26 protein-coding genes and 1 tRNA gene are annotated in these 21,956 nt (G+C 59.9%); 12 read left to right on the forward strand and 15 right to left on the reverse strand.

Annotated elements, in window-relative coordinates:
* Window position 1: 1 nt before the first annotated feature.
* Entirely contained in the window at window positions 2–409 is a 408-nt protein-coding gene (locus J7400_RS05740; RefSeq protein WP_209060693.1) for a DUF1499 domain-containing protein, read from the forward strand.
* On the opposite strand, the gene J7400_RS05745 is transcribed toward J7400_RS05740, so the two are convergent.
* Window positions 329–616 carry a hypothetical protein gene (locus J7400_RS05745; RefSeq protein WP_247738689.1) on the reverse strand — a complete coding sequence of 96 codons (288 nt, stop codon included), beginning with the start codon at window positions 614–616 and terminating at the stop codon, window positions 329–331. The genes J7400_RS05740 and J7400_RS05745 overlap by 81 nt on opposite strands.
* A gap of 86 nt (window positions 617–702) precedes the next feature.
* Here J7400_RS05745 and prfA point away from each other — a divergent pair, with 86 nt between their 5' ends.
* The 3 genes from prfA to J7400_RS05760 all read left to right on the forward strand — a co-directional run bounded on the left by prfA (window position 703) and on the right by J7400_RS05760 (window position 3,427).
* Complete coding sequence (gene prfA, locus J7400_RS05750) at window positions 703–1,752, forward strand: peptide chain release factor 1 (RefSeq protein WP_209060697.1); 1,050 nt, start codon at window positions 703–705, stop codon at window positions 1,750–1,752.
* On the forward strand, window positions 1,749–2,588 hold the full coding sequence (prmC, locus tag J7400_RS05755; protein WP_348540118.1) for a peptide chain release factor N(5)-glutamine methyltransferase: 840 nt from the start codon (window positions 1,749–1,751) through the stop codon (window positions 2,586–2,588). The genes prfA and prmC overlap by 4 nt, the downstream gene beginning before the upstream one ends.
* Window positions 2,589–2,806: 218 nt before the next feature.
* Window positions 2,807–3,427, forward strand: coding sequence for a DUF4167 domain-containing protein (locus J7400_RS05760; RefSeq protein ID WP_209062007.1), 621 nt, complete (start codon window positions 2,807–2,809; stop codon window positions 3,425–3,427).
* Between the two features lie 83 nt (window positions 3,428–3,510).
* On the opposite strand, the gene J7400_RS05765 is transcribed toward J7400_RS05760, so the two are convergent.
* The 3 genes from J7400_RS05765 to J7400_RS05775 all read right to left on the reverse strand — a co-directional run bounded on the left by J7400_RS05765 (window position 3,511) and on the right by J7400_RS05775 (window position 6,761).
* Window positions 3,511–4,479, reverse strand: a complete 969-nt coding sequence (locus tag J7400_RS05765; RefSeq protein ID WP_209060699.1) for a Gfo/Idh/MocA family oxidoreductase — start codon at window positions 4,477–4,479, stop codon at window positions 3,511–3,513.
* A 166-nt stretch (window positions 4,480–4,645) separates the two neighbouring features.
* Window positions 4,646–5,542 carry an RNA polymerase sigma factor RpoH gene (gene rpoH / locus J7400_RS05770; RefSeq protein ID WP_209060701.1) on the reverse strand — a complete coding sequence of 299 codons (897 nt, stop codon included), beginning with the start codon at window positions 5,540–5,542 and terminating at the stop codon, window positions 4,646–4,648.
* Window positions 5,543–5,732: 190 nt separating this feature from the next.
* Window positions 5,733–6,761 carry an RluA family pseudouridine synthase gene (locus J7400_RS05775; protein ID WP_209060703.1) on the reverse strand — a complete coding sequence of 343 codons (1,029 nt, stop codon included), beginning with the start codon at window positions 6,759–6,761 and terminating at the stop codon, window positions 5,733–5,735.
* Here J7400_RS05775 and J7400_RS05780 point away from each other — a divergent pair.
* The gene (locus J7400_RS05780; RefSeq protein ID WP_209060706.1) at window positions 6,760–7,086 is read left to right on the forward strand and encodes a DUF6476 family protein; all 327 of its coding nucleotides are present in this window, start codon (window positions 6,760–6,762) and stop codon (window positions 7,084–7,086) included. The genes J7400_RS05775 and J7400_RS05780 overlap by 2 nt on opposite strands.
* Window positions 7,087–7,177: 91 nt before the next feature.
* On the opposite strand, the gene J7400_RS05785 is transcribed toward J7400_RS05780, so the two are convergent.
* A tRNA-His gene (locus tag J7400_RS05785) sits at window positions 7,178–7,254 on the reverse strand.
* 45 nt (window positions 7,255–7,299) lie between these two features.
* Window positions 7,300–7,788 (reverse strand): GNAT family N-acetyltransferase, encoded by a 489-nt coding sequence (locus tag J7400_RS05790; RefSeq protein WP_348540119.1) that lies wholly within the window; start codon window positions 7,786–7,788, stop codon window positions 7,300–7,302.
* Between the two features lie 177 nt (window positions 7,789–7,965).
* Here J7400_RS05790 and J7400_RS05795 point away from each other — a divergent pair, with 177 nt between their 5' ends.
* Window positions 7,966–8,151, forward strand: coding sequence for a DUF6324 family protein (locus J7400_RS05795; protein WP_209060708.1), 186 nt, complete (start codon window positions 7,966–7,968; stop codon window positions 8,149–8,151).
* Window positions 8,152–8,334: 183 nt separating this feature from the next.
* On the opposite strand, the gene J7400_RS05800 is transcribed toward J7400_RS05795, so the two are convergent.
* Entirely contained in the window at window positions 8,335–8,799 is a 465-nt protein-coding gene (locus J7400_RS05800) for an MmcB family DNA repair protein (protein ID WP_209060710.1), read from the reverse strand.
* Between the two features lie 271 nt (window positions 8,800–9,070).
* Entirely contained in the window at window positions 9,071–9,859 is a 789-nt protein-coding gene (locus J7400_RS05805) for an ATP-grasp domain-containing protein (RefSeq protein ID WP_209060712.1), read from the reverse strand.
* Between the two features lie 152 nt (window positions 9,860–10,011).
* Here J7400_RS05805 and J7400_RS05810 point away from each other — a divergent pair, with 152 nt between their 5' ends.
* Both J7400_RS05810 and J7400_RS05815 read left to right on the forward strand, forming a co-directional pair.
* Window positions 10,012–10,368 (forward strand): metalloregulator ArsR/SmtB family transcription factor, encoded by a 357-nt coding sequence (locus J7400_RS05810; protein ID WP_209060714.1) that lies wholly within the window; start codon window positions 10,012–10,014, stop codon window positions 10,366–10,368.
* Window positions 10,343–10,780 carry an SRPBCC domain-containing protein gene (locus tag J7400_RS05815; protein WP_209060717.1) on the forward strand — a complete coding sequence of 146 codons (438 nt, stop codon included), beginning with the start codon at window positions 10,343–10,345 and terminating at the stop codon, window positions 10,778–10,780. The genes J7400_RS05810 and J7400_RS05815 overlap by 26 nt, the downstream gene beginning before the upstream one ends.
* A 58-nt stretch (window positions 10,781–10,838) precedes the next feature.
* On the opposite strand, the gene J7400_RS05820 is transcribed toward J7400_RS05815, so the two are convergent.
* The 4 genes from J7400_RS05820 to ribB all read right to left on the reverse strand — a co-directional run bounded on the left by J7400_RS05820 (window position 10,839) and on the right by ribB (window position 13,489).
* On the reverse strand, window positions 10,839–11,168 hold the full coding sequence (locus J7400_RS05820; RefSeq protein ID WP_209060719.1) for a hypothetical protein: 330 nt from the start codon (window positions 11,166–11,168) through the stop codon (window positions 10,839–10,841).
* 176 nt (window positions 11,169–11,344) lie between these two features.
* On the reverse strand, window positions 11,345–11,815 hold the full coding sequence (gene nusB, locus J7400_RS05825; RefSeq protein ID WP_209060722.1) for a transcription antitermination factor NusB: 471 nt from the start codon (window positions 11,813–11,815) through the stop codon (window positions 11,345–11,347).
* Window positions 11,812–12,363 carry a 6,7-dimethyl-8-ribityllumazine synthase gene (locus tag J7400_RS05830; RefSeq protein WP_209060723.1) on the reverse strand — a complete coding sequence of 184 codons (552 nt, stop codon included), beginning with the start codon at window positions 12,361–12,363 and terminating at the stop codon, window positions 11,812–11,814. The genes nusB and J7400_RS05830 overlap by 4 nt, the downstream gene beginning before the upstream one ends.
* Window positions 12,364–12,367: 4 nt before the next feature.
* Window positions 12,368–13,489 carry a 3,4-dihydroxy-2-butanone-4-phosphate synthase gene (gene ribB, locus J7400_RS05835; protein ID WP_209060725.1) on the reverse strand — a complete coding sequence of 374 codons (1,122 nt, stop codon included), beginning with the start codon at window positions 13,487–13,489 and terminating at the stop codon, window positions 12,368–12,370.
* A 241-nt stretch (window positions 13,490–13,730) separates the two neighbouring features.
* Here ribB and J7400_RS05840 point away from each other — a divergent pair, with 241 nt between their 5' ends.
* The gene (locus J7400_RS05840; protein ID WP_209060727.1) at window positions 13,731–14,783 is read left to right on the forward strand and encodes a proline racemase family protein; all 1,053 of its coding nucleotides are present in this window, start codon (window positions 13,731–13,733) and stop codon (window positions 14,781–14,783) included.
* A gap of 127 nt (window positions 14,784–14,910) precedes the next feature.
* Here J7400_RS05840 and J7400_RS05845 read toward each other — a convergent pair whose 3' ends face one another.
* Window positions 14,911–15,501: a riboflavin synthase gene (locus J7400_RS05845; RefSeq protein WP_209060729.1), complete on the reverse strand. Its 591-nt coding sequence runs from the start codon at window positions 15,499–15,501 to the stop codon at window positions 14,911–14,913.
* A 179-nt stretch (window positions 15,502–15,680) separates the two neighbouring features.
* Between J7400_RS05845 and J7400_RS05850 the strand changes: the two genes are divergently transcribed.
* From J7400_RS05850 to J7400_RS05860, 3 genes are all read left to right on the forward strand, one after another.
* The gene (locus tag J7400_RS05850) at window positions 15,681–16,976 is read left to right on the forward strand and encodes a capsular biosynthesis protein (RefSeq protein ID WP_209060731.1); all 1,296 of its coding nucleotides are present in this window, start codon (window positions 15,681–15,683) and stop codon (window positions 16,974–16,976) included.
* A 132-nt stretch (window positions 16,977–17,108) separates the two neighbouring features.
* Complete coding sequence (locus J7400_RS05855) at window positions 17,109–18,212, forward strand: polysaccharide biosynthesis/export family protein (RefSeq protein WP_209062011.1); 1,104 nt, start codon at window positions 17,109–17,111, stop codon at window positions 18,210–18,212.
* A gap of 2 nt (window positions 18,213–18,214) precedes the next feature.
* The gene (locus tag J7400_RS05860; protein WP_348540120.1) at window positions 18,215–20,227 is read left to right on the forward strand and encodes a capsular polysaccharide biosynthesis protein; all 2,013 of its coding nucleotides are present in this window, start codon (window positions 18,215–18,217) and stop codon (window positions 20,225–20,227) included.
* Between the two features lie 13 nt (window positions 20,228–20,240).
* Here J7400_RS05860 and ribD read toward each other — a convergent pair whose 3' ends face one another.
* Both ribD and nrdR read right to left on the reverse strand, forming a co-directional pair.
* Complete coding sequence (ribD, locus tag J7400_RS05865; RefSeq protein WP_348540146.1) at window positions 20,241–21,365, reverse strand: bifunctional diaminohydroxyphosphoribosylaminopyrimidine deaminase/5-amino-6-(5-phosphoribosylamino)uracil reductase RibD; 1,125 nt, start codon at window positions 21,363–21,365, stop codon at window positions 20,241–20,243.
* Window positions 21,362–21,829, reverse strand: coding sequence for a transcriptional regulator NrdR (gene nrdR, locus J7400_RS05870; protein ID WP_058240424.1), 468 nt, complete (start codon window positions 21,827–21,829; stop codon window positions 21,362–21,364). The genes ribD and nrdR overlap by 4 nt, the downstream gene beginning before the upstream one ends.
* Between the last annotated feature and the right edge of the window lie 127 nt (window positions 21,830–21,956).

Genomic DNA, 21,956 nt, shown 5'->3' on the forward strand with positions numbered 1-21,956 from the left:
GATGAGCTATATCTGGGTATTTTTTGCGGTGGTGGCGCTTCTAGCGGTCTATGTGCGTGTGGCGCCAAGTGATCCGACAAAATGGCATGTGGCGGCGCAATTTGATCAAAACAGCGACGGCGAAAACAGCGCCCGCCGGATTGTCGACACCGGCCCTGACGGCCTCACACGGTTAAACGAAATAGCGCTGAGCACACCGCGTACAACGGTGCTCGCTGGCGCGCTAGAGGACGGCATGATCACCTATGTGACCCGCTCCAAACTGCTGTCTTATCCGGATTACACCACCGCCCAACAGGTCGGTGACACACTCAAGATCAACGCGCGTTCACGATTTGGGAAAAAGGACTTCGGTGTGAATGCCAAACGCATCGAGGCTTGGATCGCGGCTCTGGGGCAACGGGGATAGGTTGGAGCTGAGGCAGCCAGGCGAGATTTCGCGCCACATCGGTACGTTCAGCGACATCTGACATTGCGCCATGAACATGCGCCCATCGACCTGCAAACAGATGGTTTCGCCCAGCTCGATCCGCTGCCCCTGCTTGTCGGTGCAATAGCAATCCACCGGCACGCCGTTGATCATCCCATCCGCCAAGGCGGGGGGCGCAAAGAGCATCATCATCACAAACAACCGTCTCATAAGGCCATGCTACACCAAAAGGCAGCCCTTGACCAAACCCCGAGATTGTCCCACTTAGCGACATGGTTCCGATAGAGCGACTACATCAGATCACCCAGCGTTTTGAGTTCCTTGAGGCGCAGATGGCCGAAGGCGGCGGCGACATTGCTGCGCTGGCCAAGGAATATGCCGATCTCAAGCCCGTGGTGGAGCAGATCGCAGCGTATCAGCGCCTACTTTCCGACATTGAGGAAGCCGAAGAGATGCTCGGCGATCCCGATATGAAAGCGCTTGCAGAAGAAGAGTTGCCGGAGCTGCGCGCGGCTGTGCCCGAGGCAGAACATGCCCTGCAGCTCGCGCTTTTGCCCAAGGACGCAGCAGACGCCCGCCCGGCCATTCTCGAAATCCGCCCCGGCACCGGCGGCGATGAGGCCGCGCTTTTTGCAGGTGACCTGCTGCGCATGTATCAGCGCTATGCCGAAGCACGCGGCTGGAAGCTTGAAATCCTTGAGGAAAACGCCACCGAACTTGGCGGCATCAAGGAAGTGGTCGCCCATATCAAAGGCGAAAACGTCTTTGCACGGATGAAGTTTGAATCCGGCGTGCACCGTGTGCAGCGGGTGCCCACCACCGAAAGCGGCGGGCGCATCCATACCTCGGCGGCCACTGTCGCTGTGCTGCCGGAAGCCGAAGACGTGGACATTCAGATCGACGCGAATGACATCCGCATCGACACCATGCGCGCCTCAGGCTCCGGTGGTCAGCACGTGAACACCACCGACTCGGCAGTGCGGATCACCCACCTGCCCACCGGCATCATCGTGACCAGCTCGGAAAAATCCCAGCACCGCAACCGAGAGATTGCCATGCAGGTGCTGAAAACCCGCCTGTTTGATCTGGAGCGTCAGCGCATTGCCGATGAGCGCGCCGCGGATCGGGCTGGTCAGGTGGGCTCGGGCGATCGCTCGGAACGCATCCGCACCTACAACTTCCCTCAGGGCCGCATGACCGACCACCGCATCAACCTCACGCTTTATAAGCTGGATCAGGTGATGCAGGGCGATCTGGATGAAACCATCGATGCGCTCACCGCAGACGCACAGGCGGCGGCACTGGCGGAGATGGAAGGGTGAGCCTGACCATCGCTGACCTGATCAAACAGGCGCAGAACTCTCTCACCGCTGGCGCAATTGACAGCGCCGCACGTGATGCACGGTTTCTGGTGGCCAAAGCGGTCGACATACCTGCCGACCGTCTCACGCTTGAAGCGCGCAGCGACGCGACGCTGGCCCAGCAAACCGCCCTGCTCGGCCTTGTCGCCCGCCGCCTGTCACGCGAGCCTTTGTCGCATATTCTGGGCAAACGGGCCTTCTTCAATCACAGCTTTGCGGTCACTGCGGCGACGCTTGACCCGCGCCCGGAAACCGAGGCCTTGGTGCTTGAGGCGTTAAAACGCCCCTTCAAATCCGTGCTGGATCTCGGCACAGGCACCGGTGCCATCGCCATTTCCCTGTTGGCCGAGCGGCCCGATGCGCGCGGCACCGCCACCGATGTTTCCGCCGACGCGCTCGCGGTCGCACGCCAAAATGCAGATGCGATTGGCGTGGCCGACCGGATAACGCTAACAGAAAGCAATTGGTTTGCCGCCGTCGACGGCAGCTTTGACCTCATCGTCTCCAACCCGCCCTATATCGCTTTGGTTGAAATGGACGCCCTCGCACCAGAGCTGTCTTATGAGCCGCGCATCGCGTTGACGGATGAAGCGGACGGGCTCACCGCCTACCGCGCCATCACCAAAGGCGCGCCAGACCATCTGGCGCCACAGGGCTGGTTGATGGTGGAGATCGGCTGGCAGCAGGGGCCGGATGTGGCCGCGCTTTTTGAGGAGGCCGGGTTGCGCAACGTTGCCGTGCTCCCGGATCTGGATGGGCGTGACCGCGTGGTGATCGGGCAAAAACGCCCAACATAACGAGATATTTTTGCAATTGAGCGCATTCTAGACAGAAAACCTCTTGTGTGAGAACCAAATGCGCCATATCAAGTTCATGTCCTTTTGCTGGATGCCCTATTTTCAGGGCCGTCCCGATCGGACACCAAGCCACAAATTGTCGCCCCCGGAAGACAGAGCGCACGAGGCGTGAAACGGGATGAGCGACCGCCATGGACCAAGGCTGGATTGCTGAAAACATGAGATCTTCGAAGTCACGTTCGCGGAATAAGTCAAACCGCAACCGTCCCTCCGGCAATATCGTCAACCGTGTGTTTGACAGTTCCGGCCCGGAAGGAAAAGTACGCGGCACCCCACAACAGGTGATCGACAAATACAACCAGCTGGCCCGCGACAGCCAGCTTTCCAATGACCGTGTTGCGACGGAGAACTTCCAGCAGCACGCAGAGCATTACCAGCGCATGCTGAATGAAGCGCAGCGCGAGCAAGAGGCGCGCCGCGAAGAGCAAGAACGCCAGAACCGTGAGCGCCAGGCAGAGCGTGATCGCGAGCGCCGCGAACGTATGGAACGCCAGGAACGTGAGGCCAACGGTGGCGAGGGCAAAGCCCAGCCGCAGGCGGACGAAGCGATGCCAACGGTGGACCCGTCTGAGGCCGAACAGCCTGATCTGATCGTGGATGTGGCCGAAGAAAGCGCTCTGGTAGAAACACCGGAAACGCAGCCGGAAGCGCCAAAGCCTGCGCCCAAGAAAGCGCCACGCAAGCGCGCGCCGCGCAAGAAGGCCCCTGCCCCAGCGGCAGAGGACGCCCCAGCAGAGGCACCTGCGCCAGAAGCAGAGAGCAACGACGCGGCCGAATAAGCCAACTCTGTTAAAGACATCAAAAAAGCCCTCGGCGGAAATTTTCCCCCGAGGGCTTTTTTATTTGAAAGGCGTGGCTGCGCTTAAGCGGTGGCAAGCACCTGGTCCACCATGGCCTGCGTGCCACGGGCCTGCTCCAGCGGCCAAAGGTAAGCCTCACCTGTCCGCAGCGCATGCCCAAAGGCCTCCACCTGCAGCACATAGTGGTTCACACCGGGGAACCGCTCCACGCGGCGGCTTTGATCGGGCCGTGACAGCACCAGCTCCGCCTGATCAAACACGGCGGCATTGAAAGGACACGTCAGGCTCATCACCCCGGCGTCGCCATGAAAATGCACTTCCTGACGCGGAGCCATGCGGATGGCGGTGTAGCCCTGATAGGTGAAGCTGGGGAAAGTGAAGCTCATATCGGCAAAGAGGTCGATGCCGTTTTCCATCTGCACCCGCGTGTGATCCAGCGAGACCGGCTCCTCTCCGGTGACAAAACGCGCGCCGCCCAGCACGTAACAGCCGATGTCGCGCAAGCCGCCGCCGCCAATATCAGCCTGATTGCGGATGTTGGCAGGATCATCATTGAAATAGGAAAACACCGCATTCACATGGCGCAGCGTGCCTATGGCCCCCTCCTCCAGCAGTGCCTTGGCGCGCTGCCACTGCGGGTGATGCACAATCATGAAGGCCTCTGCCGCCAGAATACCGGCCTTGTCCCGCGCGGCGATCAGACGGTCGATCTCTGCCACATCCATGCCAATCGGCTTTTCGCAGAGCACCGCCTTACCGGCCTCAAGCGTCTTGATCGCCCATTCCACATGCAAATGGTTGGGCAGCGGGATGTAGACCGCATCAATCTCCGGATCGGCGAGCAGTGCCTCATAGCTTGTGTGGTGACGCATCCCCGGCGCGAAAGCCTCAAAAGCGGCCACCTTCTCCGCGCTGGAACTCGCCACCGCCGCCAGCCGCGCGCCTTTGGCCGCATGGATCGCCGGCCCCATGTGAATGAGGGCAAAATTTGCCGCCCCGAGAATACCCCATCGAATGGTTTTGTCAGACATGTTAGCGCTCCCTCCCTCTGATCGTGCAGAGCCTAGTCTCCGCTTTCCCTAGAGGCAACCGCCCGCGTCATCTAAGAGATCACAGATCCATGAGACAAGGTAGGCCGCAATGAAAAACGCCGATCCTGAAAGGACCGGCGCTCTTATCTGTGTGGTGCGGCTGCGCTCAGTTCGCTGCCAGCATCCCGCGGCTGGAGGCCAGCTCACGCATGCGCTTTTGCAGTTTTTCAAAGGCGCGCACTTCGATTTGGCGGATGCGTTCGCGGCTCACGTCATACTGGCCACTCAGGTCTTCCAGCGTCACCGCTTTTTCGGCCAGACGGCGCTGGGTGAGAATGTCCTTCTCGCGGTCATTCAGCACATCCATCGCTTCAACCAACAGCTCACGGCGGGCGGCGAGCTCGTCCTTGGCCTCATAATCCGCCGCCTGATCCGCGGTTTCATCTTCCAGCCAATCCTGCCACTCCATGGTGCCTTCACCCTCGGAGCCGACCTGTGCGTTCAGGGAGGCATCCCCGCCCGACAGGCGCCGGTTCATCGAGATCACCTCTTCTTCGGTCACCCCGAGATCATTGGCAATGCGCTCCACGTTTTCAGGACGAAGATCGCCTTCTTCCAGCGCGCCGATGCGGGCCTTGGCTTTGCGCAGGTTGAAGAACAGCTTCTTCTGCGCGCTGGTGGTGCCGAGCTTCACCATGGACCAGCTGCGCAGCACATACTCCTGAATGCTCGCGCGGATCCACCACATGGCATAGGTCGCCAGACGGAAGCCTTTTTCCGGATCAAACTTCTTGACCGCCTGCATCAGGCCCACATTGGCCTCGGAGATCACCTCCGCCTGAGGCAGGCCGTAGCCGCGATAGCCCATGGCGATCTTGGCCGCCAGACGCAGGTGTGAGGTCACCATTTTATGGGCCGCTGTCGCGTCCTGTTCCTCAACCCAGCGCTTGGCCAGCATGTATTCTTCTTCCGGCTCAAGGAGCGGGAATTTGCGAATTTCCTGCAAGTAACGGTTCAGACCGCCCTCTGGTGTCGGTGCGGGCAGGTTTGCATAATTTGCCATAAGTCTTGCCTCCCAATCGTATGTTTATCTGCTTAACATTGATCTAGGTCGCCAAATGCGTGTTTCAATAGGCAGATGTGAATTTCTGACTCTCAGAGTAGGGTTTACTACGCGGCCGCACCAGCTTTAGACCAGTGTTTCACACGCATTTGCGCTTTGTTTCAAACGCATGGCTGGCGAAAAATGTCGCTCAAACCCCGCCGAGATCCTCAATCAACTGCGCCATGTCCTCAGGCAAGGGCGCTTCAAACCGCAGCATGTCCCCTGTGACCGGATGCTCAAAGCCGAGAACAGCAGCGTGCAGCGCCTGCCGGTCAAAACTGCGCGCAGCGGCTGCGCCTTTGACGCCAATTGCCTTTTCGGCCAGCTTGCGACGCCCGCCATAGACCGGATCCCCGATCAGCCCATGGCCGGCATGGGCCATATGCACGCGGATCTGGTGGGTGCGGCCAGTTTCCAGCCAGCATTCCACCAGACAGGCCACCGCCGGATTGCCAAAGGGCTGCACGATCCGCACCCGCGTGACCGCATGGCGTCCGCCTTCAAACAGCACCGCCTGACGCTGTCGGTCTGTCTTGTGACGCGCCAGATGGGTGGTGATTTTCATGATGTTTCCGGATTCAAAATTCACGCCGCGCACACCGCGCAGGCGCGGGTCATTGGCATCCGGCACCCCGTAGCACACCGCGCGGTAATAGCGCTTCACGGTATGAGCCTCAAACTGCGCCGCCAGCCCCTGATGGGCCGCGTCGGTCTTGGCCACCACCAAGAGGCCGCTGGTTTCCTTGTCGATGCGGTGCACAATACCGGGGCGCTTCATGCCGCCCACGCCGGAAAGCGTGTCGCCGCAATGATGCAGCAGCGCATTCACCAAGGTGCCATTGGGCGTGCCCGGTGCCGGATGCACCACCATGCCCGCAGGTTTGTTGATCACAATGAGATCATCATCTTCCCAGATCACCTCAAGCGGGATGTCCTCTGGCCCGATGTGGCTGTCCTCAGCCACAGGCACGGTGATGACAACCGCATCGCCCTCTGCCACCTTGTGCTTTGGGTCGGTCACGGCAACCCCATTGAGCGCCACGCCGCCCTCAGCGATGAGTTTGGCAAGCCGGGTGCGGCTCAGGCTGGCTTCCACTGGCACATCACGCGAAAGCGCCTTATCAAGACGCTTGGGCGGGTCTTCCGCGATCACAAATTCTACAAGGGTTTCCGCCATGGAAGAGTCTCCGGAACCAATTGAGCCAACCAACCTGCGCTTTCTGCGCCTACTGGTCACGGGCCTGACTGTGGTGATGATGGTGGGGCTTGTAACGGTGGTTGCGCTGATTGTCATGCGCTTCCGTGACGATGGGCCGATCCTGCCGGAAAACCTCACGCTGGACGGCGGTGCAGAGGCGCAGGCGGTCACTATGGGAGACGGCTGGGTGGCCATTGTGACCACCGACAACCGCATTTTGATTCACGACCGCATCACAGGTGCATTGCGCCAGGAGATCGCGCTGTCCGCAGGGGGTTTTGGCGCGTCTGTCGGCGAAGACTAGACACTCAAAGCCCAAACCGTACTGCCCTGACAGCCCAAAGAACGCCAAAAAACAAAAAAGCTCCCAGCCATAACAGCTGAGAGCTTTTTGATGGTACCGCCTCCCCGGCTCGAACGGGGGACCTCTGGATCCACAATCCAGCGCTCTAACCTACTGAGCTAAGGCGGCACTGTGAGGGGCGGTTTACAGATACCATTCGGGGGATGCAAGCACCTAAAACACGATTTCCCAGGTTTGTTCGACAAGATCGCATCCAAAGCTATGCACCGGTCGTTCCGCCACACAGCGCCAGCCGTTTTTGGCATATAAAGCGCAGGCTGCCTCATGGCTTTTGTGGGTCCAGAGCGTCATGCCCTCATAGCCAACGCCCCGCGCAAACCCCATGCAGGTGTCCAAAAGCCGTTGACCCAAGCCAAAGCCGCGCGCCTCCGGCAGCACCAGAAACAGGCGCAGCTTTGCGAATCCCTCCCGGTCTGCGCGCACGCAGAAAATACATCCCAGCCGGTGCCCGTCGTGCTCGGCAATCCAGCCTGATTCTTTGCCGATCTCGTGATAGACAAGAAATCCGCGGGCGATCTCCGCCACCAGAGGGCCAAAGCTGTCATCAAACCCTTCTTCGCGCGCATAGAGCGTGGCGTGGCTTTCCACCAGCCAGTCCAGATCCTGCGCGGCAAACTTCCGGAAGGTGATTCCGTCATCCACTGCCCTGCCCCCCTTCAACCTCTCCACAGCCGACCTCTCCACCACGCGCCTCACCACCGCAACCGCAAACCGCCAGATCCGCGCACAGCTTGCCTTTGGCGCAAGTTCACGCTACCGCAATCGGCACAACATGGAACCCCCAAGACCGACCATCAGACTGACCCCAAGGAGATCGCCATGGGCATCAACACCGAAAGCAACATCGAAGCCAACATGCAAATCGGCCCCACCGATCAGGGTTTTGTGCGCATCTACATCGAAGCCGGTGGCTTGGAAATCCCGATGGATTTTGACCCTGAGGAAGCCGAGGAAATCGCCGAAGAAATTCGCGCAGCCGCAGCCACGGCGCGTCAGGTGAAGTGAGGCTGGTTAGGGGCGCAGCCCCTGCCACATCTGCGATGTTGATACCCTGGGATATTTGAAGAATGAGAAGCCAGGGCGGCTTCAGGCGCGGTCAGCTCAGGATCTCTCCCGGGTCTTTGAGTTCAAAGGCTTTGATCTCAAACTCATAAAACCCATTTCGGTCGCCGCGCTCTGCACGCGCGATCAGCCTTCCTCTTCCGCCTCCTCCGGCAAGGCCGAAAGCTTGGGATCGCGGTAGCGCTGGAGGCGCCGCGCCGCATCCATGGCAAATTTCTGGATCATCTTTTTGCGCCGCGCCGGAGCCAGCTTTTCTTCGGGCCCCATGCGAATGATCTCCGCATCATAGGCATCCGCAAAGATCAGCCCCGTGCCCTCGGGCAAAAGCTCGGTGGGAAAATCCGTGTCCACCGCCCAGAAATAGCGGTCGCCCCACTCAAGATAGCCCTGCCATTTCTTGTCGGTCTGAAAATCTTCGCGGCTGGATTTGCACTCAATCACCCAAAGTTCGCCTTTAGGTCCCAAGGCCATCACATCCACGCGCAGACCGCGGGCGGGCACAAATTCCTCAACAGAGACAAAGCCATGGCTGCGCAGATGGCGGCTGACACCGCGCGCGAGGCGCTGTCCGGGTTGCAAATTCTCTTCCATGCTCACAGCGTGAACATATGGAGAACATAATTTCAAGCTCTGATTTGAAGGGACACAGGCGGGCCACCCCTTGTCTTTGCGCGGGTGCGGGCATAGATAGGTCAGCGGCGGGTGCTGCCCTTCTCGTGATACGGTTGCATTCCGGTGGCCTTAAGCAATTCCGAGGGAGCTGGCTCTGTCCTGGTCCTGGCCTGGTTACCTGGCGCCCACCTGTATATACAGGTCCTCGGGAATGAGATAACCCCACGGCTGCGTTTGCGGGCCCGCCACTTTACGCCTCTGTGAAAAGAGCCTCGATAGCGTGAACGAGCTTGGTTAAGTCTGCCGCATAAAACCCTGCCGCGTTTATGCTATTTGTTTCGATGATATGGTGCATGTCGCCAATTTGGCAGACATCCATGACATAGGCGGATGCATAACCCGCATTTTTCTGTGTCATCTCGCGCCCGAAACGTAGAGCCTCCTCTGTGATGTCATGCACATAGCCCACGCGACCTGCTTGCTTGTAACGGGAATACGTCACCAACTGATCATCAACGATCCAAAGACGCCACTCTGTATCAATCTCCTTTGGCGCGGAGAACATGACATTTGTATCCGGTCGCAGTGAACCGATTGGAAGTTGCTCTTCTGGCAGGTTGGAAACCCGATGCGCCAGCTGCGCAATTTCTCCAGCCTGCATAACGCGTCCGGGAATCTCTTTGCTGTCCTCAACAGGCCGCAAAAACCAGTACTGCGCCGGATCGCACAAGAAAGCAGGGCAATCCGCAAAGCGCATCACCCGAGCCTCAGGTCCGTTTAACAAGAATGGATGCCACACTTCTTGATCCAAGAAGGGAGCAATTCGAATGACGCCCGGTTGCAAGCCCTGTGCTTCGGCGTACTTCCACATACTATAAGCGCCAAACATGACGACAGAGCGCGGATCTTTGATCACCGGCGCAGGTGTAAGGTCGCCAACAAACGGCACTATTTTGTGCCAGCTAATGTCGCGTCCCATCGCGAGCAAAACTTCGCCCAACTTCTCTGTGTCTTCAAAGTCTTGAAGCAACCACTGCATCAATTTTCTCTCAAATGGCATGCGCTATGCGGCGTTTTTTTCTGCTTGCGGACGATATCCAATACAGCGGGCGATGCAACTCAAGCTTGACATAATACCAAAAGGTACCACATATTTATAGTACCAAACGGTATTATTAATGGGGGAGCCCCATGCCCGATCACCTGCAACCTGTCTTCCGCGCTTTGGGTGACCCCACCCGTCGCGATATTCTGCGCATGTTGGGGGACACACCGATGACCATCGCAGAAGTCTCCGATCACTTCGACATGACCCGCGCTGCCGTGAAGAAGCACCTTGTTGTGCTTTCAGACGGCGGGTTGATCACAGTGACCCCGCGTGGGCGCGAAAAAGTAAATGCGCTCAATCCCTTGGCGCTCAAACCTGCTTTGGATTGGCTGGGGTGGTTTGACCAATTCTGGGACGCGCGCCTCACCGCACTCAAGACCGCCATCGAAACCGACATCCAAAAGGAGACTGACAATGACGCTGGACAGCACAATGGCTGAACTTTCCCAAGACACGACCATTCGCAAATCCGTCTTCCTCGCAGTGCCCAGGGACCGTGTTTGGGCCTTTCTCACCAAATCGGAGCTGCTGGGCAAATGGTTCCACCCTTCCGATGCGGATCTCACGGTTGGAGAAGACTACACGCTGCGTTCCCAGAAAGACGGCGACCGCATGTGCTGGGGCAAGGTGGTTGAAGCCCATCCGCATGACTACATGAAATGGGATTTCACCGTGGGGCCTATGGAAGGCCAGATGAGTACCGTGGAATGGGAGCTGAAGGACGCCCCCGGTGGCACGCGCCTTACGCTCACCCACTCTGGTCTGCCCAAGGATGTGGACGGCTTTGGTCTCGTCTTGGCGCTCGACAAAGGCTGGCACGGCTTCCTGCTCAACCTGCACGACATGCAGTGATCCCAACAAAAAAGCGCCCTTGGAGGGGCGCTTCGCTGCGATTTACTGCGGCCTGAGATCAGCGGCGGATCTGGCGCTGTTGAGGTGTACGGCGATCCACTTTGACCGGCACCGGCTCTGCCAGCATCACCGGCAGCATCTGGCGCTTGCCGCCACCGGGCTGATCGTCGTCTTTCAGTCGCATGATGGCGATACCGAACTGCACGCCGGCGAACACGATGCCATTCAGCACCCACATCACCACCAGCGCAATCGCGCCTTCAGAGCTGCTGCTCACCAGATGCCAGAGATTGGCCACGTTGAAATACATCAACATCCCGACAAACACGGCGGACAAGGCAAACCCAATCGCGACCTGACGAATGTAAAGAGAGATAAGCTTTGGCATGGCAGTGCCTCCTTTCGCTCATTAAACGACAGCCTGTCAGAAACGGCAAGCCAATCCGGCGCGACATATTTGTCCTACGACACGTCACACAGCATACGCCACCGCGCGCGTCGCGGATCACCTTGGCGCGCGAAGGTTAACAGCCGATTAATGAGTTGGAGAAAGCAAGGAGGCGCTTAGAACGCCTCCGGTTTGGCCTCACGCGCCATGTGATCCAGCACCGCATTCACAAAGCGGGATTCCTTGCCGTCCGGGAAGAAGGCCGCGGCAATGCCGACATATTCGGTGATCACCACCTTGGGTGGGGTCTCACTTTGCAGGATCTCCGCACCTGCCGCACGGAACAGCGCGCGCAGCGTCGGGTCGATCCGGTCAATCGGCCATTTTGCCACCAGCGCGCGGTCGGTCATCTGGTCAATTGGCGCCTGATAGTTCACCGCATCCTCAAGGGTTTTGCGGAACAGCTCCGCATCGCCCTCGATCATGTCCGTGCCATCATCCACCTCGGCGCCAAACCGGTGGTCCAGAAACTCCACCCGCACCTGATCTACGGTTTGGTGTGAGCTTTCCATCTGAAACAGCGCCTGCACCGCATAGAGCCGGGAGGCGGATTTCATCTTACGTTTCTGGTTACCTGAAAGGGTCATGCCGTTGGATTGTCCTTGAGTTGACCAGCGATCTTGAGTTCTTCGGTGTCGGGCAAAAAGCCGACTCCCTTGCGCTGAGCGCCCCACTTACGGCTCAACGCCACAAGATGCAAGGCCGCAGCGGCCGCACCGCCACCTTTGTTCTGATCTTCCGGATCGGCGCGCACTTCGGCCTGCTTGCGGTTCTCCACCGTCAGGATGCCGTTGCCGATGCACAGCCCCTGCAGCCCCAGAAGCTGGATCGCGCGGCTGCTGTCATTACAGACAGTTTCATAATGCGTGGTCTCGCCACGGATCACACAGCCCAGCGCCACATAGCCATCAAAGTTGCTCATGCGCTCGGCAATGCCAATCGCGGTTGGGATCTCTAGCGCGCCGGGCACTTCGACCACCTCATAGGTGCCGCCTGCGGCCTCAATCTCCGCCACAGCGCCCGCCAGCATATTGTCGGCGATGTCTTTGTAGTAAGGTGACATCACGATGGCGAGCTTGACCGGCTTGTCGAACTCTGCGCGCGGCATGATGTAGTGTTTTTCTGCGCCTGCCATGGTCTTATCCTTCCGAGAGAATGGGGCGTGTGCCCACGATGGACAGCCCATAGGCGTCCAGTCCGAGGTATTTGGTTTCCGGGCTATCGGTCAGCAGGATCAGCTCTTTACAACCGAGGTTGGAGAGGATCTGCGCGCCAAGTCCTGTGCGTTTCACAATGCGCGGGCCTTCGTCTTCATCGGCGTAAAGGCTGTGGCGCACTTCGCGGAACAGGCAGACCACACCGCGGCCTTCCTCGGCAATCTTGCGCATGGCGGTGGGCAGCTCGTTGACCGATTTTGGCCCAAGGCCCAGCACATCTCCCGCCTCATGCAGCGCATGGGTGCGCGACAGAACCGGCTCTGGTGTGGTGATATCGCCCTTGATCATCACCACATGCTCGATGCCATGGATCTGATCGGTGAAGATGCGCATCTCCCAATCGCCGCCATATTCCGAGGTCACGGTCTCGCGCGAGGTTTCCACCACCTCATTGTCCACACGTGAACGATAGGCAATCAGGTCGCTGATCGTGCCGATCTTCAGGTCGTGCTTTTTGGCAAATTCCACCAGTTCCGGCAGGCGGGACATGGTGCCGTCTTCGTTCATAATCTCACATATCACCGCGCTGGGGTGACAGCCTGCGAGGCGCGAAATATCCACCGAGGCTTCGGTGTGACCGGCGCGCACCAGCACACCGCCACGCTTAGCCCGCAGCGGGAAGACATGCCCCGGCGTGGCAATCGCCGCCATGGTGTTCTGCTCATTGATCGCAGTGGCAATGGTCAACGCGCGGTCTGCGGCGGAAATCCCGGTGCTCACCCCCTCACGCGCCTCGATGGATACGGTGAAAGCGGTCTCGTGACGCGAGGAGTTGTTCACCGCCATCATCGGCAGGCCCAGAGTGTCAATCCGCTCAGCGGTCATGGGAAGGCAGATCAGCCCGCGCCCATGGGTGGCCATGAAGTTGACCGCCGCCGCATCGGCGAATTCGGCCGGGATGATCAGATCCCCTTCGTTTTCACGATCCTCATGGTCCACAAGGATATACATCTTGCCATTGCGCGCCTCTGCAATGATCTCCTCAATCGGGCTGATCGCATCACGCAGGCTTTGCTCAACGGGGCCGGGCTGTTCAAAAGACATCTGTCATCTCCGCACTGTTGCCGCCCAGATAGACCATGCGTGCTCTGAATGAAAGTGCAGGAACGGCCACCCCGGGTGCAAAATCGCCCTCCTTTGTACCCAGAGCTTGCCCAAGAAAGCCTCCCAACAGCTTCTCATTGCAGAAAATATCCCGGGGGTGTGCTTGCGCTTTGCGCAAGTGAGGGGGCTGGCCCCCTGCCCCGGTTTACGCATAGGCTCTCCCTTAAGAAGAGGACAGACCATGCGCATAAACCGACTGATCACCGCTGTTGAAGCCCATGCCGAAGGCGAGCCCGGGCGCGTCATCACCGGCGGCGTACCGCATTTTCCCGGCAACACCGTGTTTGAGCGCATGAGCTATATGCAGGCCCATCACGACGATATCCGCCTCAAGATGCTGCGCGAGCCGCGCGGCAACCCGGGCCTCTGCTGCAATGTGATCGTACCACCCTGCCATCCAGACGCCGACATGGGGTTCATCATCGTGGAGCAGCAGGAATACCCGCCGATGTCCGGCTCCAACACGATCTGTGTGGTCACTGTGCTTCTGGAAACCGGCATCCTGCCGATGGTGGAGCCTGTGACCGAACTCACCTTGGAAGCCCCCGCTGGCCTCATCAAAGTCACCGCCACCTGCAAGGAGGGCAAAGTCACCTCGGTCAGCTTTGAAAACGTGCCGGCCTTTGCCGTGCATCTGGATGCAAAGGTCGAAGTTACAGGCCTTGGCACCGTCACTGTCGATGTGGCCTGGGGTGGCATGTTCTTTGTTCTGGCGGAGGCCGCGAAACTGGGTGTGGATCTCTCCGGTGACAATGGTGGGGAAATCCTGCGCGTCAGCGAAGCCATTCGGCATGCCACCGCAGAGCAGCTCCCCGTTGTGCATCCGGAAAACCCCGCGATCACCGGCCCAACCATCACCAATCTCTGGGGGCCACCGATTGATCCGGCCACCCACGGGCGCGGCGCAATCACTATTTCCACCGGCCCGTTTGATCCCGCGCAGCCCCAAGCGGCCAGCGGCATTCTGGACCGCTCCCCCTGTGGCACGGGCACCTGCGCAAAGATGGCGGTCATGCATGCGCGCGGCCAGCTTGCTGTGGGTCAGGACTATGTGAATGCGGGCCCGCTGGGCACCACCTTCACCGGACGTATTCTGCGCGAAACCACGGTTGGGCCTTACAAAGCCATCGTGCCGAGCCTGTCTGGCCAGGGCTGGATTTACGGCACGGCAAATTACACGCTGGACCCCAGTGATCCGTTCCCCAACGGCTTCACTGTTGGCGATATGTGGTGAGGCTGCGGCTCAGAGGCTCGCGTGCAAAAGAAAAGGCGCCGCAGCATTGCGACGCCTCAAACTCTTCAGTCCCCACAACCAAGCACGACAACCGCAGCCTTGTCTGTCGGGGTGACGGGATCAGGCCTCAGCCGCCCATCTCAGACAGCCGCGCCACATAGCGTGCAAGCGTGTCGATTTCGAGGTTGATCAGATCGCCCTCTTTCGCATCGCCCCAGGTGGTGACCTCTTTGGTGTGCGGAATGATATTCACACCAAATGTGCAGCCATCCACCTCATTCACGGTCAGCGAGGTGCCATTGAGCGCAACAGAGCCTTTCGGGGCAATGAACTTCGCCAAAGCTTCCGGCGCTTCAAAGGTGAACCGCGTGCTGTCGCCTTCGTCGGTCATCTTCACGATCTTGGCCACGCCATCCACATGACCAGACACAATATGCCCGCCAAGCTCGTCGCCCAACTTCAGCGCGCGTTCAAGGTTCACACGGCGCCCAGCTTCCCATGCCGCCAGATTGGTCTTGGAGACGGTTTCACCGCTGATTTCCACATCATACCAGCCTTCGCCCATGGCGATAACTGTCAGGCACACACCGTCGCTTGCAATAGACGCGCCTATTTCGATGCTGCTTGTGTCATAGGCCGTGCTGACGCGCGCGCGCAGATCGCCCCGCTGTTCCAATTCCGCAATTTTGCCAACGTCGGTGATGATTCCGGTAAACACGAGCCGCTCCAATACAATCCGGTGATTTGCGTAAGACCTAAGCCGCAGCGCGCGCCAAGACAAGCCATGGCGGGCGTCAGGACGGCCAACAGAGCCACAAGCAGCCCCCTCTGGACCATAATTTTGCCACGCGGAAAGGGTAACATTTGCTTAAATTCCGGCGTATAGGGTTGGCGACTATGAAGAATACCACCGGCACAGATAGGACTTTCCTGTTCTTACAGGGACCGCACGGCCCGTTTTTTGCGGCGCTTGGGCGGATGCTGCGCCGGTCCGGTGCGCGGGTCTGGCGTGTCGGCTTCAACGCCGGGGATCATGCCTTCTGGCCCGCCCGCAAAAGCTACATTCCCTATCGCGACACGCTGGAAAACTGGCCGGACACCTTTGAGAGCCTGCTGGCGGAGAAAGGCATCACCGATATTGTGCTCTATGGGGACACCCGCCCCATCCATGCCCGTGCGGTGGAGATCGCCAAACGCACCGGTGTGCAGGTGCATGTCTTTGAAGAGGGCTATCTGCGCCCCTATTGGGTGACTTATGAGCGTGGCGGCTCCAATGGCAACTCGCGCCTGATGGACATGACCATCCCCGAGATGGAGCGCGCGCTGGAGCTGTCGGATATGGAGGCCCCGCTGCCCCCGGCCCATTGGGGCGACACCCGCCAGCATGTGTTTTATGGCGCGCTCTATCATTGGTTTGTGATGTTCACGAACCAGCGTTACCGCAACTTCCGCCCGCATAGGGCGCTGCCGGTCACGCGGGAATTTCGCCTCTATCTTCAACGCCTTCTGATGATGCCCGCCCACGCGCTGGAGCGCCGCATCGCCACGCTGCGCATCCGCTTTGGCGGCTTCCCCTATCACCTCGCGTTGCTGCAGTTGGAACACGACAGCAGCTTTCAGTCCCATTCCCCGTTTGACAGCATGACAGACTTCCTGTCGCTGGTGATTGAGAATTTTGCCGCTGGCGCACCGCAGCACCATCATCTGGTGTTCAAGGCGCATCCGCTTGAAGACGGCCGCGTGCCCCTGCGGCGGGAGATTCGCAAACTTGCCCGGCAGCACAATGTTGAGGACCGCGTGCATTATGTGCGCGGCGGCAAACTGGCCCAGCTGCTCAATGATGCGCGCTCTGCCGTCACCGTGAATTCGACAGCCGCGCAGCAGGTGCTCTGGCGCGGCATTCCTCTCAAAGCCTTTGGCAGCGCGGTCTATGACCAGCCCGAGTTTGTCAGCAAACAACCTCTGACCGAGTTCTTCGCCGGTGCCAGCCGCCCGGACAACCGCGCCTATAAAACCTATCGCCGCTACCTGCTGGAAACCAGTCAGGTGCCCGGCGGATTTTACTCTGCCCGCGCACGTCGGCAACTGCTCCGGCAGGTCGTCGATATGATGCTTTCTCCTGACGATCCCTACAATGCGCTCGCCTCCGGCACAGCGGCACCGCGGCAACAGTTGCGGCTGGTGACGAAGTAACCACTAAGTCTAGCGCTGGATTTTTGGTTTCTATTTCGATAAGTTGTCGAAAAAACCTGAGGCAGAAAAATATAAGGTCGAGGAGACCGAGCAGTGAAAGTCTTTGCTACCCGTATGGGGAAATGCGCCACAATGGTCGCGGTCGCGGCGCTTGTGGCTTCTTGCAGTTTGGTGCCACGGTCCGGCCCAAACAAGAAAGAAATCTTCGCCGGTTCCGTACAGCGTGAGGGTGACGCCTTCATCGTTGAGGTCAATGACCGTGTGTCCCGCGCAACCGCGATTGTTCCCGCGCTGGGATTCTCTGACAGCTTCCAGAACGCAGACCGGCTTGGCTCTGACACTATCCGCCCCGGCGATGTGCTGGCGCTGACAATCTGGGAAAACGTCGACAAACCGCTTCTGGGCCCTGAAGGTCAGGTCGCTGCGATCCTCGAAGAGGTGCAGGTCGACGGCGCAGGCTTCATCTTTGTGCCCTACGCCGGTCGCATCCGCGCTGCGGGCAACACCCCTGAAGGCATCCGCCGCATCATCTCGTCCAAGCTCGAAGAGCAGACCCCGGATCCGCAGGTCGAAGTGCGCCGCGCCGCAGGTGATGGTGCTACCGTCTCCCTTGTGGGCGCTGTAGGGGCGCAGGGTGTTTACCCGATCGAGCGCCCAACCCGCACGCTGTCCACCATGCTGGCGCAGGCCGGCGGTGTGACCATCGTGCCCGAAATTGCCCAGATCACCATCCTGCGCGGCAGCGCCAGCGGGCAGATCTGGTTCCAGGATCTTTATGATGATCCAAGCCTTGATATCGCCCTGCGCGGCGGCGACCGCATTCTGGTCGAAGAAGACACCCGCGCCTTCACGGCTCTGGGCGCGACCGGCACACAAAGCCGCGTGAATTTCTTCTCCAAGGATCTTTCCGCCATCGAAGCGCTGGCGCAGGTTGGCGGCCTCACCCCGACCAACAGTGACCCCACCGGCGTCTTTGTCTTCCGCAACGAAGAAGACGTGATCGCCAACAGCGTGCTGGGCCGCCAGGATCTGAACGGTGCGCAGCGCATGGTCTACGTGCTGGATCTGACCAAGCCCAACGGCATGTTCATGGCACGGGATTTTGTCATCCGCGACGGCGACACACTCTATGTCACCGAAGCGCCGATCACCACTTGGGACAAAACCATTTCCGCGATCACGGGCACCCTGTCTTCGGCTGACACGCTCAGCAGCCTTGGCAGCCTAGGCGGCTAACTGTGCGCAACACATATGAAAACGAAGCCGCCGGGAGCAGTACACCCCGGCGGCTTTTTGCATTCAACGGCGGGTTTTTCTTTCAAAAACGCCTGCGCCGCATTCTGAGCCTTGCGGGCTACAACCTGCATCTGGGCCGCCCTAATGAAGACGATCTCATCGCGATCTGGGGCAACAGCCCGACCGCCCACCGTGGCCTTGCCATGGCGGAACGCACCGGGGCGCCATGTCTTTATGTCGAGGATGCCTTCCTGCGCTCGCTCTTTCCCGGGCGCATCGCCAAAGAGCCGCCCATGGGCCTGTTGATTGATAAAACGGTCCCGCATTTTGACCCTTCCGAACCGTCTGATCTGGAAAAGCTGCTCAAACACCATCCGCTGGATGACACCGTTCTGCTTGACCGCGCGCGGGGTGCGATCGCCCGTCTAAAAGAAAGCCATCTCACCAAATATGCTGCCGTGGACGATACCCTGCGCCCCCCAGATCCCGGATATGTGCTGGTGATCGATCAGACGCGTGATGACGCGGCTGTGGTGGCCAGCGGTGCCAATGCGGCGCGCTTTCAGGAGATGCTCATCCTTGCGCAGGAGGAAAACCCCGGTGCGCGCATCCTGATCAAAACCCATCCGGAAACCAAACAGGGCGCGCGGGCGGGATACTACAGTCAGGATCACATCACCGATCGGGTCAGCCTCTGTGACGCGGCCCATAGCCCGTGGTCCCTGCTGGATGGCGCGATTGCGGTCTACACCGTGTCGTCCCAGATGGGCTTTGAAGCCATCCTCGCGGGCCACAGGCCGCGCGTCTTTGGCCAGCCGTTCTATGCCGGATGGGATCTGACCGACGATGAGTTTCCGCTCTATCGCCGCCAGCGCCGCCTGACCCGCGCACAGCTCTTTGCGGCGGCCATGATCCTCTATCCCACCTGGTACAATCCCTGCACAGATGAACTCTGCGAGCTGGAAGACACGCTGGAGCAGCTTGCAGCGCAAACCCGTGCCTGGCGGGAGGACCGCCGGGGCTGGAACGGCCACGCGATGCGCCTTTGGAAACGCAAACCGCTGCAGCGCTTCTTTGGCCAGCACAAAGCCATGGTGTTTGAGCGCAGATCCTCAGAGGCCCGCAATATGGTCTGGGCCAGCAAGGAAGGGCCGGAGGGCGCGGTGCGGCTGGAAGACGGATTTCTGCGCTCCCGCGGGTTGGGAGCTGAACTGGTGCCGCCGCTCTCGCTGGTCTGTGACGATCTGGGCATCTACTACGACCCCACACAGGAAAGCCGCCTTGAGCGCCTGATCACCGCGCGGGAAACCCTGCGTCCGGATCAGGAGCGCCGCGCGCGGGCGCTGATCAAGACCATACGCTCTGCACAGGTGAGCAAATACAATCTGGGCGGCGCACAGCCCGCTCTGCCCGAAGGCCATCGCATTCTGGTGCCCGGACAGGTCGAAGACGACGCCTCCATTCTCAAGGGGGCAAATGGCGAGGTGCGCAGCAATCTCGACCTGTTGCGCGCCGCGCGCGCGGCCCATCCGGAGGCGCAGATCCTCTTCAAACCCCACCCTGATGTGGAGGCCGGCTTGCGTACGGGGCGTGTGGATCCTGAAGAGGCCGCCGCCCTTGCCGATATGGTGCTGGATCAAGCTGATATGGCCTATCTTCTGGACAATGTGCAGGAGATCTGGACCATGACCTCCCTCACCGGCTTTGAGGCGCTCCTACGTGGCTGCAAGGTCACCACTCTTGGCAGCCCGTTTTATGCCGGATGGGGCCTGACCACCGATCTGGGTAGCCCCCCTGCCCGCCGCCGCGCAGAGCCGAGCCTTGAAGGGCTGGTTCATGCAGCGCTGATCGACTATCCGCGCTATCGCGACCCGGTCAGCGGCCTGCCTTGTACCGCGGAAACCGCCTTGCTGCGTCTCTCAAGCGGAGACATTCCGCATCCGGGTTTGGGCAATCGGCTGCTGTCAAAACTGCAGGGGCGGTTTGCCAGCTATCAGGCGCTTTGGCGGCGCTAAAAGGCAGAAAGTCTCAGAGGTTGTAGCGCGGGTTGCGCTGCGCCTCGACACGATGCCAGGTGCACATCATGTCATGGCCGACCGCACGGTGGGACACCAGATCAAAGCGCGGGGCCTCCGCGAGCCGTGCCAGCCCCATGGCCCCAATCGCTGGATGACCTTCAGCGCCGATTACCGCGCCTGCAGAGAAGGTGATCAACTCATCCACCATATCCGCGGCCAGCAGCGAGCCCGCCAGCGCGCCGCCGCCTTCACAGAACACCCGCGTGATGCCGCGCTTGCCCAATGCCTGAAGCACCGCCGTGGGCGACAGCTGCACGCCTTCAAGGGCGCAAGGCAGTAGCTCCGCGCCAATATCACGCCAAGTCTGCATCAGCGCGGGATCAGCGTCCTCGCCATGGGCAATCCAAACCGGAATATCTTTGGCCGTGCGGGCCAAGGTGCTCATCAACGGCAGGTCCAGACGGCGCGAAACCACCACGCGTACAGGCTGGTGTGAGACGCCAAGATCCCGCACCGTGAGCGAAGGATCATCCGTCCGCGCCGTGCCTCCACCGACCATCACCGCATCATGGCGCATCCGCATCCCGTGCACGGCACGACGGCTTTCAGCACCGGTGATCCACTTGCTCTCCCCTGATGCGGTGGCAATGCGCCCATCCAGCGTGGTGGCAAGCTTCAGCGTCAAGAACGGACGCCCCAGATCGGTCTTGAGGAAAAAGCCCTGCAAGTCGCGCGCCGCTTCATCGGCCAGCACGCCCATGGTGATCTCGATCCCCGCCTCCCGCAGCATGGCAATCCCACGGCCGGAGACACGCGCATCGCTGTCTTCCACAGCAATCACCACCCGCGCCACGCCCGCCGCAATCAGCGCCTCGGCACAGGGTGGGGTCTGACCATGATGAGAGCACGGCTCCAGCGTGACATAGACCGTCGCGCCACGGGCCGCCTCCCCCGCCTGCGCCAGCGCGACAGGCTCCGCATGGGGGCGGCCACCGGGCTGGGTCCAGCCCCGTCCCACAACACGCCCGTCCTTCACAATGACACAGCCCACCGCAGGGTTGGGCCAGCACACACCTTGACCGCGCCGACCCAAACTCAGGGCCAGCGCCATGTAACGGCGATCAGTCACAATTATTCCTCAGGAGCAGGATCGGGACGCAGTTCGCTTACAAATTTATCAAAGTCGTCTGCGGCCTGGAAGTTCTTATAGACGCTGGCAAAGCGCACATAGGCCACCGTGTCGATCCGGGCGAGCGCTTCCATGACAATTTCGCCAATGGTTTTGGAGGGGATATCCGTCTCCCCCATGCTCTCCAGACGCCGCACAATGCCGGAAATCATCTGATCAATCCGCTCTGGCTCGACCGGACGTTTCTGCATGGAGATGCGAATCGAACGCTCCAACTTGTCGCGGTCAAAATCTTCGCGGCGGCCGTTGGATTTCACCACGACCAGATCGCGCAGCTGCACCCGCTCATAGGTGGTGAACCGACCCCCGCAAGCCGGGCAAAAGCGACGCCGACGGATCGACACATGGTCCTCCGCTGGGCGTGAATCCTTCACCTGAGTGTCGATATTTCCACAAAACGGACAGCGCATAGACTTCCCCTTGTATCAGCTGCTTTGGGCCTCACCTTTGCGCCATGTCCCGACGCTAGGGCGTTTTTTCAACTTATCCACAGCTACTATAGGGGAGCTACAATTCTTTGGGTAGAGGCAAAAGCGC

It is taken from the genome of Shimia sp. R9_2, from assembly GCF_017743735.1.
GTDB lineage: Bacteria > Pseudomonadota > Alphaproteobacteria > Rhodobacterales > Rhodobacteraceae > Shimia.

Coding starts and splice junctions, on each gene's coding strand:
- J7400_RS05840 (WP_209060727.1), top strand. CDS start 13,731: ATGCGCATAAACCGACTGATCACCGCTGTTGAAGCCCATGCCGAAGGC.
- J7400_RS05775 (WP_209060703.1), bottom strand. CDS start 6,761: ATGGCGGAAACCCTTGTAGAATTTGTGATCGCGGAAGACCCGCCCAAG.
- rpoH (WP_209060701.1), bottom strand. CDS start 5,542: ATGGCAAATTATGCAAACCTGCCCGCACCGACACCAGAGGGCGGTCTG.
- J7400_RS05830 (WP_209060723.1), bottom strand. CDS start 12,363: ATGGCAGGCGCAGAAAAACACTACATCATGCCGCGCGCAGAGTTCGAC.
- J7400_RS05760 (WP_209062007.1), top strand. CDS start 2,807: ATGAGATCTTCGAAGTCACGTTCGCGGAATAAGTCAAACCGCAACCGT.
- J7400_RS05780 (WP_209060706.1), top strand. CDS start 6,760: ATGGAAGAGTCTCCGGAACCAATTGAGCCAACCAACCTGCGCTTTCTG.
- nrdR (WP_058240424.1), bottom strand. CDS start 21,829: ATGCGCTGTCCGTTTTGTGGAAATATCGACACTCAGGTGAAGGATTCA.
- J7400_RS05765 (WP_209060699.1), bottom strand. CDS start 4,479: ATGTCTGACAAAACCATTCGATGGGGTATTCTCGGGGCGGCAAATTTT.
- J7400_RS05745 (WP_247738689.1), bottom strand. CDS start 616: ATGCTCTTTGCGCCCCCCGCCTTGGCGGATGGGATGATCAACGGCGTG.
- ribB (WP_209060725.1), bottom strand. CDS start 13,489: ATGTCTTTTGAACAGCCCGGCCCCGTTGAGCAAAGCCTGCGTGATGCG.
- J7400_RS05795 (WP_209060708.1), top strand. CDS start 7,966: ATGGGCATCAACACCGAAAGCAACATCGAAGCCAACATGCAAATCGGC.
- nusB (WP_209060722.1), bottom strand. CDS start 11,815: ATGACCCTTTCAGGTAACCAGAAACGTAAGATGAAATCCGCCTCCCGG.
- J7400_RS05740 (WP_209060693.1), top strand. CDS start 2: ATGAGCTATATCTGGGTATTTTTTGCGGTGGTGGCGCTTCTAGCGGTC.
- J7400_RS05805 (WP_209060712.1), bottom strand. CDS start 9,859: ATGCAGTGGTTGCTTCAAGACTTTGAAGACACAGAGAAGTTGGGCGAA.
- J7400_RS05855 (WP_209062011.1), top strand. CDS start 17,109: ATGGTCGCGGTCGCGGCGCTTGTGGCTTCTTGCAGTTTGGTGCCACGG.
- J7400_RS05820 (WP_209060719.1), bottom strand. CDS start 11,168: ATGCCAAAGCTTATCTCTCTTTACATTCGTCAGGTCGCGATTGGGTTT.
- J7400_RS05800 (WP_209060710.1), bottom strand. CDS start 8,799: ATGGAAGAGAATTTGCAACCCGGACAGCGCCTCGCGCGCGGTGTCAGC.
- J7400_RS05850 (WP_209060731.1), top strand. CDS start 15,681: ATGAAGAATACCACCGGCACAGATAGGACTTTCCTGTTCTTACAGGGA.
- J7400_RS05815 (WP_209060717.1), top strand. CDS start 10,343: ATGACGCTGGACAGCACAATGGCTGAACTTTCCCAAGACACGACCATT.
- prfA (WP_209060697.1), top strand. CDS start 703: ATGGTTCCGATAGAGCGACTACATCAGATCACCCAGCGTTTTGAGTTC.
- J7400_RS05810 (WP_209060714.1), top strand. CDS start 10,012: ATGCCCGATCACCTGCAACCTGTCTTCCGCGCTTTGGGTGACCCCACC.